Source organism: Kitasatospora sp. NPDC041917 (genome assembly GCF_055589745.1).
Window position 1 is genome coordinate 335,300 of the sequence record NZ_JBVJBI010000002.1, and the last position, 18,176, is coordinate 353,475.

General features: G+C 73.8%; 12 protein-coding genes and 1 pseudogene. 5 read left to right on the plus strand and 8 right to left on the minus strand.

The annotated features are described in order from the left end of the window. Positions 1–290: 290 nt before the first annotated feature. Positions 291–2,114 (minus strand): nSTAND1 domain-containing NTPase, encoded by a 1,824-nt coding sequence (locus ACZ6EM_RS03490; protein WP_465771522.1) that lies wholly within the window; start codon positions 2,112–2,114, stop codon positions 291–293. A 264-nt stretch (positions 2,115–2,378) separates the two neighbouring features. On the opposite strand from ACZ6EM_RS03490, the gene ACZ6EM_RS03495 reads away from it, so the two are divergent. Genes ACZ6EM_RS03495 through ACZ6EM_RS03505 form a run of 3 tightly spaced genes read left to right on the plus strand, consistent with a single transcriptional unit; the run spans position 2,379 to position 5,151 of the window. Next, complete coding sequence (locus ACZ6EM_RS03495; RefSeq protein WP_465771523.1) at positions 2,379–3,365, plus strand: HpcH/HpaI aldolase/citrate lyase family protein; 987 nt, start codon at positions 2,379–2,381, stop codon at positions 3,363–3,365. Between the two features lie 2 nt (positions 3,366–3,367). After that, positions 3,368–4,603, plus strand: coding sequence for an 8-amino-7-oxononanoate synthase family protein (locus ACZ6EM_RS03500; protein WP_359914677.1), 1,236 nt, complete (start codon positions 3,368–3,370; stop codon positions 4,601–4,603). A 17-nt stretch (positions 4,604–4,620) separates the two neighbouring features. After that, the gene (locus tag ACZ6EM_RS03505) at positions 4,621–5,151 is read left to right on the plus strand and encodes a MaoC family dehydratase (RefSeq protein ID WP_401050524.1); all 531 of its coding nucleotides are present in this window, start codon (positions 4,621–4,623) and stop codon (positions 5,149–5,151) included. 91 nt (positions 5,152–5,242) lie between these two features. Here ACZ6EM_RS03505 and ACZ6EM_RS03510 read toward each other — a convergent pair whose 3' ends face one another. Both ACZ6EM_RS03510 and ACZ6EM_RS03515 read right to left on the minus strand, forming a co-directional pair. After that, complete coding sequence (locus tag ACZ6EM_RS03510) at positions 5,243–6,304, minus strand: quinone oxidoreductase family protein (protein WP_465771524.1); 1,062 nt, start codon at positions 6,302–6,304, stop codon at positions 5,243–5,245. Between the two features lie 44 nt (positions 6,305–6,348). Next, positions 6,349–7,674, minus strand: a complete 1,326-nt coding sequence (locus ACZ6EM_RS03515) for a preATP grasp domain-containing protein (protein ID WP_465771525.1) — start codon at positions 7,672–7,674, stop codon at positions 6,349–6,351. A 536-nt stretch (positions 7,675–8,210) separates the two neighbouring features. On the opposite strand from ACZ6EM_RS03515, the gene ACZ6EM_RS03520 reads away from it, so the two are divergent. Both ACZ6EM_RS03520 and ACZ6EM_RS03525 read left to right on the plus strand, forming a co-directional pair. Then, positions 8,211–9,254 (plus strand): NAD(P)-dependent alcohol dehydrogenase, encoded by a 1,044-nt coding sequence (locus ACZ6EM_RS03520; RefSeq protein WP_401049280.1) that lies wholly within the window; start codon positions 8,211–8,213, stop codon positions 9,252–9,254. 59 nt (positions 9,255–9,313) lie between these two features. After that, the gene (locus tag ACZ6EM_RS03525; RefSeq protein WP_401049282.1) at positions 9,314–10,219 is read left to right on the plus strand and encodes an NmrA family NAD(P)-binding protein; all 906 of its coding nucleotides are present in this window, start codon (positions 9,314–9,316) and stop codon (positions 10,217–10,219) included. 61 nt (positions 10,220–10,280) lie between these two features. Here the strand turns inward: ACZ6EM_RS03525 and ACZ6EM_RS03530 are convergent. The 5 genes and pseudogenes from ACZ6EM_RS03530 to ACZ6EM_RS03550 all read right to left on the minus strand — a co-directional run. Further along, a pseudogene (locus ACZ6EM_RS03530) lies at positions 10,281–10,613 on the minus strand (SMP-30/gluconolactonase/LRE family protein); the annotation flags it as partial. Positions 10,614–10,794: 181 nt separating this feature from the next. Beyond that, on the minus strand, positions 10,795–12,444 hold the full coding sequence (locus ACZ6EM_RS03535; RefSeq protein WP_465771526.1) for a carbohydrate binding domain-containing protein: 1,650 nt from the start codon (positions 12,442–12,444) through the stop codon (positions 10,795–10,797). Positions 12,445–12,774: 330 nt separating this feature from the next. Continuing rightward, a complete protein-coding gene (locus tag ACZ6EM_RS03540) occupies positions 12,775–14,142 on the minus strand; it encodes a hypothetical protein (RefSeq protein WP_465771527.1) in 1,368 nt (455 codons plus the stop codon). Between the two features lie 60 nt (positions 14,143–14,202). Next, positions 14,203–15,822: a S8 family peptidase gene (locus tag ACZ6EM_RS03545; RefSeq protein WP_465771528.1), complete on the minus strand. Its 1,620-nt coding sequence runs from the start codon at positions 15,820–15,822 to the stop codon at positions 14,203–14,205. A gap of 545 nt (positions 15,823–16,367) precedes the next feature. Continuing rightward, positions 16,368–17,921, minus strand: a complete 1,554-nt coding sequence (locus ACZ6EM_RS03550; protein WP_465771529.1) for a sialidase family protein — start codon at positions 17,919–17,921, stop codon at positions 16,368–16,370. Between the last annotated feature and the right edge of the window lie 255 nt (positions 17,922–18,176).

Here is an 18,176-nt window from a genome sequence, read left to right on the forward strand (position 1 = left end):
AAATCACTGGCCGGGCAGCCGAATTCGCTTTTCGGAGGGCCGGGATCGCCTGTCAAGCTACCCGGACGACCGACGGCGGCGCAAGGACCGTGATCGGCACCGAACGCGCCGCCGCGCCGAGCCTCCGGTCGGCCCGTCCGTTGTTCAACTCCCCCGCACCGAGGCTGATCAACACCCGGGCGAGGGCCCGAAAGCCGACCCCGCGGGCCGACCCCGGCGAGGGCCGGCAGCCGGCCCGGACGCGGTGCCCGTGGGACCGGCCGTCACCACTGGGCCCCGCGCTCCGGGGCTCACCACCGCCAGGCCCGGCGGATGCGGCTCCCGCCCGCCAGGGCCAGCAGCGCCCCGCCCGCCGCGGCGACCCCGGCCACCGCCAGGTTCTGGCGCTGCGCCCGGCGCCGGCCGGCGGCCTCCGCCCGGGCGGAGGCCGCCAGGAAGGCCCGCTCGACCCCGGCCGCGGCCAGCTCGCCGGCCGCCACCCGCCGCTTGAGCTGCTCCAACCGGACACCCCGGCAGAGCAGTTCGGGGTCCTGGTCGGCGGCCTCCCAGCCCCGGGCGGCCGCCGAGAGCCTGCGCTGCTCGCCCAGCGCCTCGCGGCCCTCCGCCAGCCACCCGCGCAGCCGGGGCCAGGCCTGCGGCAGCGCGTGGTGGGACAGCTCGACGGTGTCCCGGTCCACCACCACGAGCCGGGCCCGGACCAGCCGTTCCATCACCTCGGGCACGCCGGGATCGTCGAACTCGGCCCGCCGGACCGGCTTGCGGGTGCCCTCATCGCCCCCCGGCACCAGGTCTCCCCCCGATAAGAGCCCGCCGCCCGGCGTCAGCCCGTCGCCCAGCGCCGTCGCGCCGCCGGCCGCGTCCTCGCCGGCGCCGAGCAACTCCCCGCCGAGCCGCAGGAACACCGCCCGCGCCCGGGCCTGGCCGGCCGGGTCCAGCCCGTTGTACAGCGACTCCGCCGTCCGGGCCAGCGCGCCCTCGAAACCTCCGGTCGCCTGGAAGCCGGCCAGAGTGAGGGCGTTGCCGCTGCGCCGCCGCCAGGTCTCCAGCAGTGCCGTGGACACCAGCGGCAGCGCGCCCGGCTGCTGCGCGGCGGTCGAGATGAGGACGGCCAGCAGGGAACCCTCGACGGTGCAGCCGGACCGCAGGGCCGGCTCGGTGATCGCCCGCCGCAGCTCGTCCGGCGCCGGACGCCCCACCGACAGCACCGCGTTCCGGCCGGCCTCGGCCAGCCCCGGGTGCTCGGCGAACAGCGGCCCGCACTGGTCCGAGCGGAGCACCAGCACCACCCGGCACCGGGCCGGCGCCGCCACCGGCAGCCCCTCCGGCGCCTGCCTCACGGTACCCGCGGCGGTCGCCACCAGCGCGTCCAGGAAGCGCGCCCGCTCGGCGGCGTCCCGGCAGCGGGTGCGCAGCTGCTCGCCCTGGTCCACCACCAGCACCGGGTCGCCGGCCGTCGGCCCCGAGGCGCCCCGCGGGCTCTCCCCGACTCGCTGCCCGAGCCGGGCGAGCGCGAGCGCGTACGCCTCCATCGGTCGTTCGCCGGGAGTCAGCAGCGCCACCGGGACACCGCCGTCGGCCGGGGGCCGGCCCGCTCCGCCCCCGGCCCCGGTTCTCCGCCCGGCCGCCGCGCCGGAGCCCGGAGCCCCGCCGAGCCGGGCCAGCAGACCGGCTCTGACCAACGAGGACTTGCCCGCCCCGGACGGACCGGAGAGGATCACCAGCCTCCGTTCGGCCAGCAGGGCGGCCAGCCGGTCCAGCAGCGCCTCGCGGCCGAAGAAGCGCTCGGCGTCGGCCGCCTCGAACGCGGCCGCACCCGGATAGGGGGCGCTTCCGGCGTCCTGGGAGCGCCGCCGGGCCGCGGTGTCGGCGGCCAGTTCGGCGGCGAGCAGCTGCCAGCGGTGCCGCCACTCCCGCACGTCCCCGCCGCAGGCCTGCACGTAGGCGACGGTGACGGCGAGGCTGGGCAGCCGCCGGCCGCCCGCGGCCACCGACAGGCTGGCCGCCGAACAATGGGCCCGCAGGGCGAGTTGACGGTACGGCGGACTTCCGGCGCGTTCCCGCAGGGCCCGAAGATCGCCCGCGAAGCGCAGCAGCGGCCCGTCCCCGGGGTCCAACGGACTTTCCCGACGCGGCACTACGGCCCCCTTCTCCGTTGATGCGGTGTCCTGAAACCTTGAGTGCCCACGCGCCACACGCGCCGCGTGCGCCTCGTGTCCATCCCCCGGTTATTCATCATGCACAGCACCCGTTGGCGTCAAACAATGGTGCGCGCGGGTCGGTTGTTCCGAGTTGATGTTCAATGTCCAGCCGTACGGCGCCGAACAAAGCCGGTGGGATAGAACCGGACCCCGCAGCCTTCGGCGACTTCGGAGACATCCATGAAGTTCACGCGGTACTGCCGTTCCCTCCTGTCCACACCCGCGATGGCAGTGGAGCGGTACACCAAGAGCCATCAGTCCGGGGCCGACATCGCCATGGTCGATCTGGAGGATTCGGTCCCACCCGCCCGAAAGGAGGAGGCCCGTCGACTGGCCGAGGAGTTCTTCGCGCTCCCGTCCGCCAAGCTCGCGCGCAGCGCGGTGCGCATCAACACCCTGTCCGGACCGGACGGGCTGCGCGACCTGATCGCCATCGCCCGGTACCGCGTCAAACCGGACCTGGTGCTGATCCCGATGGCGGAGTCCCCCCGGGACATCGAGATCGCCGCCGGCGCGCTCGCCGCGGACTGCCCGGAGACGGAGTTCCTGGCGGTCGTGGAGACCCCGCTGGGCATCGAGCACGCGCCCGCCATCGCGGCCGCCGGACACCGGCTGCGCGGGCTGGTCTTCGGCTCGGCGGACTACGCCTTCGCGGTCGGCGCCCGGCTCTCCTGGGAGGCCCTGGCCCACGCCCGCGGCCGGGTGGTCAACAGCGCCCGCGCCGCGGGGGTGGAGGCGATGGACGCACCGTTCTTCGAGGTCTCAGACCTCGTCGGGCTGCGCCGGGAGGCCGGGCTCGCCCGGGACTTCGGGTTCAGCGGCAAGATCGCCGTCCATCCGCGCCAACTCGCGCTGATCAACGAGCTGTTCAGCCCGGGCGAGGAACTGCTGGAGCGCGCCCGCCGGGTGGTCGCGGCCGGTCTGGAGAACGGCCGTTCGGTGACCGTGGTGGACGGGGTGATGGTCGGCATGCCGTTCTTCGAGGCCTCGCAGCGTCTGATCGAGCAGTTCGACCCGCCCCGGCCCGACGGTTCGCACCACACGCAGCACCCCCACCGCGCAGAACACGCGCAACACGTGCAGCACGCGCAACACGCGCAACACGCGGAGTACCAACCGCAGGGCCACGAGCCCACCGACCCCCCGAACCACGCGACGGAGAAGTGACGATGACCGAAGAATCCATCCTCGGCCCGCGCCGGTACCGCAATGCCGAGGCCATGCTGGCGAGCGCCGACCCGGTCTGGCAGGCGGCCGCCGCCAACGGCCTGATCGGCATCACCGCGGACTCCGAGTCCAACAACCGGCTGATCGTCCGCGAGACCGGCCACGAGTTCGCCAACATGGTCTCCTGCTCGTACCTGGGCCTGAACAACCACCCCGCGGTCCTGGCCGGCGCGGTGGACGCGCTGACCGAGTCCCGCAGCACCTCGCTGGTCCTCTCCACCACCCGGATCCGGCACAACCTGCTGGTGCGGCTGGAGGAGGAGCTCGGCGAGCTGTTCGGCGCGAACATCCTGCCGGGGGCGTCCTGTACCACGCTCACCGCGGGCATCCTGCCGCTGATCGCCTCCGGCCACCTGGACGGCACCTGCCAGGGCGGCGGCGGCCCCCGGGTGATGGTCTTCGACCGCTTCTGCCACTTCTGCATGGCGTACATGAAGCCGGTCTGCGCGGACGAGTCGCTGGTGCTGACCTGCCCGCACAACGACCTGAACTACCTGGAGGACATCTGCCGCAAGTACCCGCGGGTCGCCTACGTCGCCGACGGCGCCTACTCGATGGGCGGCACCGCGGCCCTCGACGGGCTGCTCGAACTCCAGGACCGCTACGGGCTGTTCCTCTACATCGACGACTCCCACTCGCTGTCCATCGCGGGCGAGCGCGGCGAGGGCTACGTCCGCTCCCGGCTGGAGATGAACCCGCTGACGGTGATCACCGCGAGCCTCGGCAAGGCCTTCGGCACCAGCGGCGGCGTCGCGATGCTCGGCAACCGGGAGCAGTTCGAGTTCCTGCACCGGCACGCCGGCCCCATCGGCTGGTCGCAGAACATCCCGCTGCCGATGGTCGGCGCCTCGCTGGCCAGCGCCGCCATCCACCGCTCCCCCGAACTGGCCGACCTCCAGGGAGCACTGGCCCGCAACATCGAGCTCTTCGACGAGCTGCTGCCGACCACCTTCGCGGGCAACGGCCTGCCGGTGCGCCGGGTCGACGTCGGGGAGGCCGAGCGGGCGGTCAAGCTGTCCGCCCAGCTCTTCGAGCGCGGCTTCTACAGCTCCGCGGTGTTCTTCCCGATCGTGCCCAAGGGCGAGGCCGGGCTGCGGCTGATGCTGCGCGCCGACATGGACGAGCGGCTGATCCGCGAGTTCGCCGGCCACGTCAAGGAACTCACCGCCGACCTCTAGGACCTGGGAGCAGCACCATGGGAGGAACCGAACCGGCCGGCTACCGGCTGATCGGCGAGCGCCGCTACCGCGAGGTGGTCGGGCGCTACTACGAGGAGTTCGAGGTCGGCGAGGTGGTCGAGCACCGCCCCGGGCGGACCGTCACCGAGCTCGACAACGTGCTGATGAGCATGCTGAGCATGAACGACGCCCCGCTGCACATCGACGCCGCCTACAGCGCGCACACCCCCTGGGGGAAGCCGATCGTCTCCAGCCTGGTGACGCTCAGCATCGTCGGCGGGATGACCGCCCGCTCGACGAGCGGGCGCACCATCGCCAACCTGGGCTGGGAGAACATCCGGATGACCCACCCGGTGTTCGCCGGCGACACCCTCTACGCGGAGACGGAGACCCTCGCCAAGCGGCTCTCCGAGAGCCGCGCCGGGCAGGGGATCGTGCGCTGCCGCACCACCGGGACGAAGTCCACCGGCGAGGCCGTGGTGGTGTTCGAACGCAGCTTCCTCGTCCCGCTGCGCGGCCACGGCCTGGACGAGGTCGCCGGGTACTGACCCGGCGCCGGGCCCGACGGTCTCCACCGTCGGGCCCGGCGCGCGCGAGGGGAGGGCGGTCGGCCGGCCGCCCTCCCCTCGCGCGCTTCGTTCACGCCTCGCGGCGGACGTCCACCAGCACCTTGCCCATGGTCTGCCGCGCGGCCATCGCCCGGTGCGCCGCGGCCACCCCGGACAGCGGCACGGTCCGGTCGATCCGCGCCACCACCCGCCGCTCGGCGGCGAGCCGGAACAGGTGGTCGGCGATGCCCTCGAACAGCGCCCGGTCGGTGAGCACGTGCCTGAGCCAGAAGCCCTGCACCCCCGCCGAGCGCTCGGTCAGGTCGCCCATCGTGAAGCCGTCCTCCACGCCCTCCCGCGCCCCGACCGACACCAGCCGCCCGAAGGGTGCCAGTCCGGCCAGCCCGGCGCGCAGCACCCGGCCGCCGACCGAGTCCACGAACAGGTCCAGCCCGCCCGACTCCGCGAGCCGCTCGCCCAGGTCGGGGTCCTCGGAGTCCAGCACGGCGTCGGCGCCCAGCGAGCGCAGGAACTCCCGCTTCTCCGGGGTGGAGGCCAGGGCGACCACCCGGCCCGCCCCCAGCTCCCTGGCCAGCTGCACCGCCAGGTGACCGACCCCGCCCGCGGCCGCGGACACCCCGACGGCGTCGCCCGGCCGCAGCCGCCCCGCCAGGACCAGCGCGCCGTACGCCGTCGCCCCCTGCTCCAGCAGCGCGAGCGCCTGCTCGTCGTCCACGCCGTCCGGCACCTCCACCGTGTGCGCCGCCTCGGGGACGGCCACCTCGGCGTACCCGCCGCCGGTGCGCAGCAGCGCGACGACCCTCCGGCCGTCCTCGCGGCGCCGCCCGACCGCGTCGACGCCGAGCACCAGCGGCAGCGGGAGCTGCAGGTACTCGCCGGCGCGGATCTCCAGGTCGGCGTAGTTGAGCCCGGCCAGGGTGACGTCCACCAGCACCTGGCCCGGCCCGGCCACCGGTTCCGGCACCGTCTCGATGCACAGCTCCTCCGGCCCGCCGTAGCGGTGGATCACCGCCGCGCTCATCCCCTTCCCGTCCACGGCCACCTCGTCCCCTTCCGCCTCCGCCTGGTCCACGGCCACCTCGTTCACGGCCACCTCGTTCACGGCCACCTCGATCTCGGTCGTCTCGTTCACGGTCGTCTCGTTCACGGTCGCGTCGTCCACGGTCGCCCGGGGCCTCATCCGGCGAACAGCGCGAGCAGCGCGCTCTCCAGGGCGCGGACGGCCTCCGGGCTCTCGGCGACCACGCAGTACATCACCGAGCCGTCGGCCGGCCCGAAGTCGTTGCTGTACAGCACGCCGGTGCCCGTCCGCGGGTCGAAGGCCAGCCCGGCCGCGCCGAGCGCCGCCACGGCCTCGGCGAAGGACGGCACCTTGAGGCCGGCGAGCTCCAGCAGGTGGCGCGAGCCGCGGTGCTCCTCGCGCAGCAGGCGGGCGGCGAAGATGTCGTGCAGGTGGCTGGAGCCGGTGAGCCGGCCGTTGGTCTCGTGGAAGTAGATCTCGCCCCCGGGCGTCAGCACGGCGTCCGCGCTGACCGTGCCCCGGTAGCCGATCACCCGCAGCGACTCGCACAACCGGGCTCCCTGCTCGACGAGTTCGGCCAGGACGCCCGCGTCCGGGGTGACCGGCGGGGTGATCTCGCCGACCACCACCGGCCGCATGACCATCTCACCGCAGCCGGCGAGCACCACGGCCGCGTCGTCGACGAGGAACTGGGCGTACAACGGCGCGCAGTCGGGGAAGTACCGCTCCACCACCACCCGTTGGCCGCGCCCGCCGGTCAGCCAGGTCCACCGCTCGGCCACGTAGGCGGCCACGGCCGCCCGGTCCGGCAGCGGAACCACCCGCTCGGCGCCGACCGCCTCCACCTTCTCGTCCCGGGCGAGGATCTCGTTGCCCAGCCCGCCCGCCTGGTACTCGACCTTCAGCATCACGCTGTGCCCCTGCCCCAGCAGGTGCTCGACAGCGGCCTCGACCTCGGCCGGCGAGCCGGCCACCGTCCCGGGCGGAATCGGCACCCCGACGCCGGCGGCCAGCGCCCGGAACCCCGCCTTGCTGTTGACCAGGGCGTTGCCGCCCTGCGCGGCGAAGGGCCGGCCGGGCATCGCGTGCGCCAGGCCGAGCGCGGCCGCCAGCCCGGCCACCGCGCCGTTCGGCGAGACGGCCAGCACCTCGTCGACGGTGCGCCCGTCCAGGACGCGGCGCAGCTCCGCGAGGAAGCCCGGGTCGACCAGGCGGTCGGTGGTGAGCACCTGGTGGCCGTGGGCGCCCGGCGGCGGCACCACGAAGGTCAGGCTGTCGGCCCGCACCCCGGTCAGCCCGGCGACGTACGCCAGGTACTCCGGGTCGGGGCCCCAGGGCAGCACCAGGACGTCGCCGTCCTCGGCCCACCAGAGCATCCGCTGTGCCCCGCACCCGGCGAACAGCTGCTCCAGCGGCGTCGCCCCGGTGAGGTCCCCGACCATCTCCTCGGTGCGGTTGTTCGCGATGCAGAGCGTCGTCATCTGGTGAACTCTCCCGGTGTCCGGCGCTGTCGCGGCCCACGGTTCTGGTCCCGCGCACGACACGGGTGTGGCGTGCGCTCCTGGTGTAGCGCACCGGGGTTGTTCTGGTTCGGTCCTCGGTCATTGAACAAAACGCCGAACAACCGGCGGCCCTCCGACCTGCGCGGTCGGGCCCGCCGGAGGGCCGGGCCGGCGTCGGCCCGAGCCGCGTACGGCACCCGCCGGTCAGCGGGAACAGGACAACGACGGCCCTCCTCGCGCAGCCTCTCCGGGCAGGACGACGGCTCCGGCCCGGGCTCGGCGCGGTACTCGCCGCAGGCGCGGTACCTCTCGTTCCGGTGGCCGACCCGGTCACCGGCGCCGTCGTACAGGATCTCCGGGGTGCCGGTTCCGCCGCTTCCCCGGCCGGGCCGGCGGCGCGGCGCACCGTCCTCGTGGGTACCGTGGACGTGCTGGTCGACCGACCCGTCCGGCCCGGCCGACCCGGCCCGATCCGACCATCGCGGTTCCGTCCGCAGAAGGGGGAACGAACTCCCATGACCACCACCGTCGCCGCCTACGCCGCACCGGGCCCCAAGGCCCCGCTGGAACGTACCACCATCGAGCGCCGTGCGGTCGGCGAGCACGACCTGCTGATCGACATCGCCTTCGTCGGCATCTGCCACTCCGACATCCACCAGGCCCGCGAGGGCTGGGGCGAGGCGATCTTCCCCATGGTGCCCGGGCACGAGATCGCGGGCGTCGTCACCGGGGCCGGCCCCGGCGTCACGAGGTTCCGGGTCGGCGACCGGGTCGGCGTCGGCTGCATGGTCGACTCCTGCCGCACCTGCGACAACTGCCGGGCCGGCCTGGAGCAGTACTGCGACGACGGCCCGGTGTGGACGTACAACGCCGTCGGCAAGGACGGCCGGCCCACGTACGGCGGCTACGCGAAGAACGTGGTCGTCGACGAGAACTACGTGGTGCGCATCCCGGACGCGCTGCCGCTGGACAAGGCCGCCCCGCTGCTGTGCGCGGGCATCACCACCTACTCCCCGCTGCGGCACTGGAACGCCGGGCCCGGCACGCGGGTCGCCGTCGTCGGCCTCGGCGGGCTCGGCCACATGGGCGTGCAGATCGCCCACGCGCTCGGGGCCGAGGTCACCGTGCTGTCCCAGTCCCTGCGCAAGAAGGACGACGGCCTGCGGCTGGGCGCCGACCACTACCACGCGACCAGCGACCCGGCGACCTTCCAGGAGCTCGCGGGCACCTTCGACCTCGTCCTCAACACCGTCTCCGCCCCGCTCGACTTCGCCGCCTACTTCTCCCTGCTGCGCACCGACGGGGCCATGGTCAACGTCGGCCTCCCGGAGGAGCCCGTGGAGGTCGACCTCCGGCGGCTGGCCGGCAAGCGCCGCAGCATGAGCTCCTCGGGCATCGGCGGGATCGCCGAGACCCAGGAGATGCTGGACTTCTGCGCCGAGCACGGCGTGGCGGCCGAGATCGAGCTGATCGGCGCCGACCGGATCAACGACGCCTACGAGCGCGTCCTCGCCAGCGACGTCCGCTACCGCTTCGTCATCGACACCGCCACCATCTGACGACCGGCCGGGCCGGGCCGCACCGGGCCCGCGCCGCGCCGAACACTTCGGAGGAGACCGTGCAACCGATCCTGGTGACCGGGGCCGCCGGCCGCGTCGGGGGCGTCGGACGGTCCGTGGTCGAGGACCTGCGGCGGCGGGGCCTCCCGGTCCGCGCCCTGGTGCACCGCGACGACGGGCGCGCGCGGGCCCTGCGGGCGACCGGCGCCGAGGTCGTCGTCGGGGACCTGACCCGCACGGACGACGTCCTCGCCGCCCTGGCCGGCTGCCGCCGGACGTACTTCGGCATGGGCGTCTCCGACCAGTACCTGGAGGCCGCCCTCACGGCGGCGGCCGTGGCCCGGGAGGCGGGGCGGCTGGAGGTGTTCGTGAACATGTCCCAGCTGACCGTCTCCGAGCTGGGGCTCTCCGCCGCCGGCGAGTCCCACCAGCACCGGCAGCAGTGGCTGGTCGAACAAGTGCTGAGCTGGTCGGGCCTGCCCGTCGTCGAGGTCCGGCCCACCGTGTTCCTGGAGAACCCGCTCTTCCGGGCCGGACTGTCCTCGATCGCCAGGGACGGCACCGTCAGGCTGCCGTTCGGGCGGGCCAGGACCTCCCCCGTGGCGGCCACGGACGTCGCCGCGGTCGTCGCGGAGGTCCTGGCCGACCCGGCCCCGCACCTCGGCCGGGTCTACGAGCTGACCGGCCCGCGCTCCCAGGACGGCCCGGCCATCGCCGCGGAGGCCTCCGAAGCCCTCGGCCGGCCCGTCCGTTACGTCGACGTCCCGCTGCGGGAGTGGATCGACCACGACCTCGCACCGCTGGAGCTGCCGGACCACGTCCTCCGGCACATCTCCACCATGGCCCGTCTCCACGCCGAGAACCGCTACGACCGCCGGACCGACGGCGTCCGGCAGGTCACCGGCCGCCCCGCCACCGGCGTGGGCGACTTCGTCCGGCGGAACGCCGGCCTGTTCACCGGCTGACCAGCGGGGACGCGGCGGGCCGGCGTTCCCCCCGCCGCGAGCGGCCGGGCGGGCGCGTCTCCTACTGGAAGGAGACGCGGTGGGCGCCCGTCATGGACGTCACCAGGGAGTACAGCGAGGTGGTGGCGGTGATGAACAGCCGGTTCCGCTTCGGGCCGCCGAAGGTGAGGTTCGAGACCGGCTCGGGAACACGGATGCGGCCGAGGAGAGTGGCGTCGGGGGCGTAGCAGTGGACGCCGTCGTCGAAGGCCGCCGCCCAGAGCCGGCCGTCGCGGTCGAAGCGGATGTTGTCGAAGCGGCAGCCGACGCCCTTGACGAAGATCCGGTCGCCGGTGAGGGTGCCGCCCTCCCGGATGTCGAAGACCCGGATGTGCCCGGCCCGGCTGTCGTTGACGTCGCCCTGCGAACGGCCCCCCGCGCCCGAGGGCTTCGACGGCCCGCGCCCCGGGCTCCGAGCCGGGCGCGGCTCCGGTCGGTGACCGGGCCGCGCCCGGAGCGGTGCACCGGGGCGCGGGGACGTCGGCGGGAACTCCGGGAGCTCCGGGGGCATCAGGAGCTCCGGGGATTCCGGGGTATCAACGCCCCTGGAGGCGCTTGACGTTGTCGCCGAAGGACCAGCCCTTCGAGCCGTCCCAGTTGAGCGACCACGTCATGAGCCCCTTCAGCGAACCGCTGAAGGCGTTCCACGACTGACCGACCAGGCCCGTGTCCATGTAGCCGCCGCCCGCACCGGGCTGGGCCGGCAGGCCGGGCACCTGCTTGTCGTAGGGCACCCGGATGGTGGTGCCCTGGATGGTCAGGCCGTTGTTCAGGCAGGTGGTCTGCGCGGTGAAGCCCTGGACGGTACCGGCCTGGTAGGAGTCGCCGGAGCAGCCGTACATGCTGCCGTTGTAGTACTGCATGTTCAGCCACCACAGCTGCCCGTTGTCGGCGTACTTCTTGACGATCGGCAGGTAGGCGCCCCAGATCGACCCGTAGTTGACGCTTCCGCCGGTGACGTACGCGGTCTCGGGGGCCATCGTCAGGCCGAAGCCCGCGGGCATCTGGGACAGCACGCCGTCGATGATGCGGATCAGGTTGGCCTGGGAGGCGGACAGCGTGTTGATGTTGCCGCTCCCGGACAGGCCGGTCTCGATGTCGATGTCGATTCCGTCGAAGTTGTACTTCTTCAGGATCGGGACGACGGTCGCGACGAACTTGTCGGCGACGGTGCTGGAGCTCAGGTCGATGCCGGCGGCGGCGCCGCCGATCGACATCAGGATCGTCGCCCCGGCCGCCTTGGCCTGGCACATCTCGGCGGGGGTCGAGACCTTGACGTTGGTGTCCATGCCGTCCTGCCACAGGACGGTGCCGTCCGAGAGGATCACCGGGAAGGCGGCGTTGATGACGTTGTAGCCGTGCGCGGCGATCCGGCTGTCCGTGATGGGCACCCAGCCCATGCCGGGGTGGACGCCGTTCAGGGCGCCGTCCCAGTTCTCCCAGTACCCCTGGAGGACCTTGCCGGACGGCTTGGGCTTCGTGGGGCAGGTTACGCTCGGCGGCGTGGTGGTGGGCGGCGTCGTGGTGGGCGTCGACGTCGTCGGCGGTGTGCTGGTGGGCGGCGTGGTGGTCGGCGTCGACGACGTCGGAGGCGCGGTAGTCGGCGTGGTGGCGGTCGGCGAGGGGCTGCTGCTGCCGCCGGGGCCGGTGAGCGACACGTCGTCCGCGTAGAACGCGGGCTGCCCGTACCAGCCGTGCAGGAAGACGGTCACCGAGGTGGTGTTCGCCCCGGTGGTGAAGCCCACGCCGAGTTGGCTGTACGACGCGCTGTTCGCCGTCCAGGTGGAGGCGTCGGTGACACCGGTGCCGGTGGCGCCCAGGTAGATGTAGCTGCCCTGGACGTAGGCGCTCAGCGTGTACTGGGAGTTGGGCTGCACGCTGATGGTCTGGGTGCACTGGGCGGTGTCCTGGCCGGTCGGCGTGGCCTTGAGCGCGGAGGCGCCGGAGTGGACCGGGCTGCTCACCGCCGCACCCGCGCCGCCGGAACAGGTCCAGTCGGAAAGCCCGTTCTCGAAGCCGGGGTTGGCCACCAGGTTGGGGGTGGCGGCCCCGGCCGTGACGGTGCCCGCCACGGCGATGCCGGCGCCGATGACGGCTGCGGCGCTCACCCCGGCGAGGAAGCGCTTCAGGACGGTCGGCCCGTGCTCCGGGCCGCCGGTCCGGTGCACCTGTACTGCGCGTTCCACGGTCGCCCGCTCCGGGCGGAATCCGCCCGACGGGCGTGGGATGCGCGACCTCCGACGAAACATGCTGTGCTCCCTTTCCGCCGAGCGTCATGGACATGACCGACGCGTGGGGGCGTGACGCCCGGCTCTGGGTGAGGTGGGGGAAACATGTGGGGCTGTGCCGGACCGGATCGTAGGAGGGGCGACAAGGGGAGTCAATAGGTCTGGACCAATTAGGTCTGGACCATTGCAGAGGGCGCGCACGACGACGCCGCCCGGTCCGCTCCGTACGAGCGGGCCGGGCGGCGTCGTCGTCGTGCGACGGCCGTGGTCAGTCCACCGCCGCCCCCACTACCCGTGCGCCGCGGCGGCGGCCGCCGCGAGCGTGGCGACCTGGGGCTTGCGGATGTCGGAGTGCGCACCGGAGAACGGCTCGCCCGCCACGTTGTCGATGACGGCGGCGGCGTTCACCCGGTAGAAGGTCCCGGGCACGAAGGCGTAGTCGATGCCGCCCTCGGCCGGCATCACCCGGTCCCCGGCCGGCACCACGGCCTGGTACCCGTCCGCGCCCATGCCGTCCCAGCGTCCGGCGACATCGGCCTCGGAGTCCTGGCGGGCGAGGAAGGACGCCTTCGGGTACCACACGCCGACGGCCCAGTCGTGGACGCTGTAGGTGGAGACGAGCGGACCGCGCACCCGGTCCGCGAAGGCGTTCAGCGCACCCGCGCTGCCGAAGGGGTTGTCCTGGGCGTGGGCGAAGGACCAGTGCGAGAACGCCCCCTGGATCAGCAGGAGTGAGGCGACCGGGCTGTCCGCGGGGGCGCCGACGCCGGCCAGGGCGAAGGAGACCAGCCGGGCACCGAAGCTGTGGCCGAGGAGGTGCACCCGCAGGCCGGGCGAGCGGCCGTGCAGGGTGGCCAGCAGCGGCCCCAGGCCGCCCCGGCCGATGTCGCCGGCCCGGGCCTTCATGATCGAGAACGAGAGCACCCGCAGCACGTCCTTCGCGCCGTTCACGGCGTGCTGGAACCAGTCGCCGATGCCCTGCGTGGAGGAGCCGGGCGGCGCGCTGCCGAAGGCCTCGGCGGCGGCCTGGTACGACGTCTTCGGATCGGCGTCCAGGAGCAGCGCGGTCTCGCCCGCGTCCTCGAACCCGCCGTCCGGCCCGGGCGGCGGCACCAGGGACCGGATCAACTCGTGGATCCGCACCAGTCGTTGCTCCTTGGCCGCATCGGGCTCGGCCGCACCGGCCGCCGCCACCGCCTCGTCGATGCGTCGGCCGATTTCGGTCACCGTCTGCTGCTGCTCGGGGTCGGCGAAGCCCTGGCCCAGCGACGCGGCGATGTCCGCCCCGGAGACGGCCGCCGTTCCGGCGCTGAGGTCCAGCAGGGCGCCGTCCCCGGCCTGGGGCGAGGCGACCGCCGGTGGCGGGGTCGCCGGCGTGGGCGGGAACCAGAGCGCGGGCCAGTGGACGCCCGCGAACCCCACCGTGCCGAGGTTCGCCGCGCCGCTTGCGGCCTGCCGGATCAGCGGGAACATCGCGTCGTAGAGCACGCGGGCACTCTGTTCGTCCACGCTCCACCCGTGGCTGAACACGAACAGGTCCGTCACCCCCTCGGCCGTCACCTCGTCGAGGAAGTCACCCGCCGCCGGCGCGGTCAGCACCCCCTTCTCGTCGAAGGTGAGGTCCCACACGGGCTCGTCGGTCGGCAGTCGCCTCATCGCACATGACCCTTCGGATGGCCGTTCGTCGGTTCGTCCGTTCATCGGTTCGTCGGTTCATCACACGTTCGCCAGCATCCGCATCAGGTCCACCAGGCCCGCCCCCTGGGCGTACCGCTCCCGGCCGAGGTCGGTGGCGGAGGCGGTGAGCAGGCTCTTGACCTCCCGGGGTCGGCCGATGAACTCCGGGCGGGCGGACAGGAAGGCCGCGATCACACCGGACACGTGCGGCGCCGCCATCGAGGTGCCGGACTGCTCGGCGTACGTCAGCAGACTCTCCGGCACCGGGTCCCCCGGGGCCGGGGTCAGCCCGGCGGTGGCCCGCACGTCGCCGCTGGCCGCCGAGGCGATCCACTCGCCGGGCGCCACGACGTCCGGTTTCATCCGGCCGTCGAGCGTCGGGCCCTTCCCCGAGGTCCAGGTGACGCCGAACGCGTGCGGCGCCTCCCGGTGGGTGGAGCCGACCGCGATGCAGTCCTCGGTGTGTGCCGGTTCGGTGATCGAGCCCATGATGGCCGAGGTGTTGGCGGTGTCCCGGGCCGTGCTCCGGGCACCGAAGTTGCCGGCCGAGATCACCACGACCACACCGGAGGCGACCACCTGGCCCACGGCCTGGCAGAGCGGCGACTGGCCCGCGGCGTACTGGTCGGGCCTCCACTCGCAGCCGAGGCTCATGTTGACGCCGTGCACGCGCAACACCGCCGGGTCCACGTTGACCTCGGTCCGCAGGTAGGTGAGCGCGCGGATGACCGCGCTGGAGGAGGTCACATAGGTGCCCTGACGGCTGAGCCTCATGACCTTGATGCTGACCAGATCGCAGTCCGGCGCCATCCCGGACAGCCGGTCCGCGCCGGCCCTGGCGACGAATCCGCCGTCCCCGGGCTCGTCCGGCGTCGCCACCCGCGGCGTCATGCCCTCCGGGGTGCAGCCCGCGATGATGCCGGCGACGTGCGTGCCGTGCCCGCTGTCGTCCACGAGCGGCGACGCCGGGTTCTGACCCGTCGCTCCGCCGGGTGGCTGCGCCACGGGGTCGTCCGGGTTCACCAGGAAGCTGAAGTCGCGGTGCAACCGGGTGGTCCGCCCCTGCGGCAGGTCCTCGCCCCGCCCCTCGGCCGCGAGCTCCAGCCGGGAGAAGTGCGGGTGGGCGGCGTCGATGCCGCTGTCGATGACCGCCCACACGATCCCGCTGCCGCGCGCGTCGTAGGCGCGCCAGGCGGCGTTGGCCTTCACCGTGGGTGCCGAGCGGTCGATCTGGGGATCCAGCGGATAGTCCGGCCACACCCGGAAGATGACGGGCGGCCGCCCGGTCCGGACGGCGGACTGCCGGTCGTCCTCCACCAGCTCGTGGAGGTCCCCCCGGGAGAGGACGGTCTGGTACAGCTTCGGCGCGACCAGCGCGAGCCCCCGCGGCACCTCGGGCTGCACATGGCTCCCCGAGGTGACCTCCACCGGCCACCACCCGCTCGACCGCCCCGCGTAGTGCTCCCAGAGCGCGTAGAACTCGTCGCGGACCGCCTGGAGTCCGCCGGGAAAGCGCAGGTTCAGCTCGATCAGCATCGGCACCTGCCGCTCCAGGTCGGCCTCGGGCTCCGCGGCCTCGCGGAGCACGACGCCGGGCGGGGACAGGTTGAGGTCACCCACGATGGGCGACCGGAAGGGGCTCTCCGGCTCGTACGCCATGACCGTTCTCATCTCCCGGGGCGGGCGCGGCGGCCGACCCGTCGGCGCCACCGCTCCTGCTGCGAGTGTCAGCCGGTCCCACAGCCGCTGCAACTCGCCGGTGCCCGCCCCGGCACGGGCCTCCTCCCGTGCTCGACGCCCGTTCGCCCCCACCGGTCCGGCCGTTTCGCCCCTCTCCCCAGGACCGGCCTGGCAGCACGCACCGGAACGCGGACGCTCCCGCCGTCGCGAAGGTGACGGCGGGAGCGAAACGGCCACGGGAGTCGCGCACCATCGGACACGACGACGCGACGACGCGACGACGCGACGAGGCGGGGGAACGGGGGCGCGGGGAACGGCGTGCGCCGGGTCAGTGGAAGCCGAGCGCGGAGGGGGCACGGCCGGGCGGTCGGCGGGCCGCGGGTTCGCGGGGTCGCCGCACGCGGCTGCCCGAGGCGGCGAGCGGACCTTTCCCTCGCACCGGCCCGTGGTGGTCGAACCGTCGCTGTAGGGCGGGCCCGTCCTCCCGTCGGGTAGGAGGACGGGCCCGACCGGTCAGCGGCCGGTCACCAGCTGGTCACCGGCGAACGGTGCCGGGCCTGGCCGGGTGCGGTGACGACCGGCCCGGTACTGGAGGGAACGGTGCCGGGCCGGACGGCGAGGCCGCCCGCGACGGCGTACATGGCCTCGTCGAAGGCCTGGCCGCCGGTCGGCGTCCTGCCGACCGCGAAGACGGCCACCGCCCTGCCGTGGAGGACGGACGTGGAGAGGTAGTCACCGACCATGCCGCCCCCGCTCGTGGCGGCGATCCGGGACACCGACATCGGGCCGGCGACAGTCCGCGGCGCACTCCAGGTGGCGCCCCCGTTGGTGGAGGAGACGAAGCCGACCTCCAACTCGCAGGTATCGGCGGTGCAGTCGGCGTTCGGGTAGAAGTAGTAGTACAGCCCGAGCCTGGCGGTGCGACCGGCGGTGGTGCGGTCGACTCCGAGGCCGGGGATGAAGTGGTCGACACCGCTGGTGGTGGGGTCGATCGGCACCCGGGTCACGGCGGACCAGGTGGTGCCGTCGGCCGAGCTCGCGTAGACGATGTCGTTGGCCGCGCAGCCGGCCCGGAAGCGGCAGTCCTGCCAGGCGACGTAGACCCTGCCGTCGGCGTCGATCTCCGCCGAGGGCAGGCCCTCGCCGTCGCGCAGCCCGCCCGCGACCTCGTGCGCGACGACGTCGGCGACCAGGACCGTGGAGCTCCAGGACCTGCCGCCGTCGGTGGAGGTGAACGAGCGGATCGAGGTGGTGTCCGTCGAGAAGGGGACCACGACCGTCCCGTCGGGCCGCACCAACGGCTGGCCGCCGAGGCCCAGGTTGACGCCGGACGGGCCGGTCGGGGCGGACCAGGTGGCGCCGCCGTCCCGGGAGGCGGACATGACCATCAGGTTGTCGGAGGAGGGGATGTCGACCTCGACGTAGCAGGTGCCGAAGTACGGGCTGGTCGGAGTGTTGTCGCAGACGATCCACTCCTTGTCGTAGACCTGGCCGTCGTGACCGACCGCCCGCACCGGGTCCTGCCAGTGCAGGCCGTCGGCGGAGCGACTGACGGTCACACCCACCGGGTTGCGTCCCGAGTCGATGACCAGGCCGGCCACCATCCAGGTGCCGTGCCTGGCGTCGTAGGCGACCGCGGGGTCGGAGGCGCGGGCCCAACTGCCGCCGCCCCAGTGGGTGGTGAGGCCGGGCAGCATGCCGTGCTGCCAGCTGAGGCCGCCGTCCGACGAGGTGTTCCAGCCGAGGCCGGCCGCCCCGCCGTCAGTGAACCGCCCCACCTGGGCGGCGGAGACGATCGTGCCGCCGTAGGCGAAGGTGTCGGGCTCCACCTCGGTGGCGTACTGGCTGCCGGCGCTGGTGAACGGGTCGCTGCTCACCCGGACCAGGCTCGGTCCGCCGCCGTCGACGGTCAGGGCGATCGGGTTGGTGCCGGACGTGGCCTCGCCGGCGGCGCGGGCCGGCGGCGCGGACGCGCCGGCCGGGCTCGCGTTCCAGGCCGCGCCGACCAGGACGAGGGCGGCCGCCGCGACGGTGGCGAACGGCCTGCGCCAGGGGGTGGGGGTGCGCGGGTGCTTCATCCGAAGCTCCTTCGCGTGGGGGGGGTGGTTCGGACGACCCGGCGGGCGCGGCAGGCCGCACCTCGTGGTCCTTGCCCTTGCCCCGATGCTCGGGCTCGGGCGCGATGACGACGGCGGCCGCCGGGCCCCTCGGCGAGGTGGGGTGTCGTGATGGCCGGCGGCGCGGGAGTCGGCGGACCGCGCGAGCGCGACGATCCGTCCTCTTCCCAGGGGGGAGCGTGACACGGAACGTCCCTCCGACCGCCGGGGATCCCG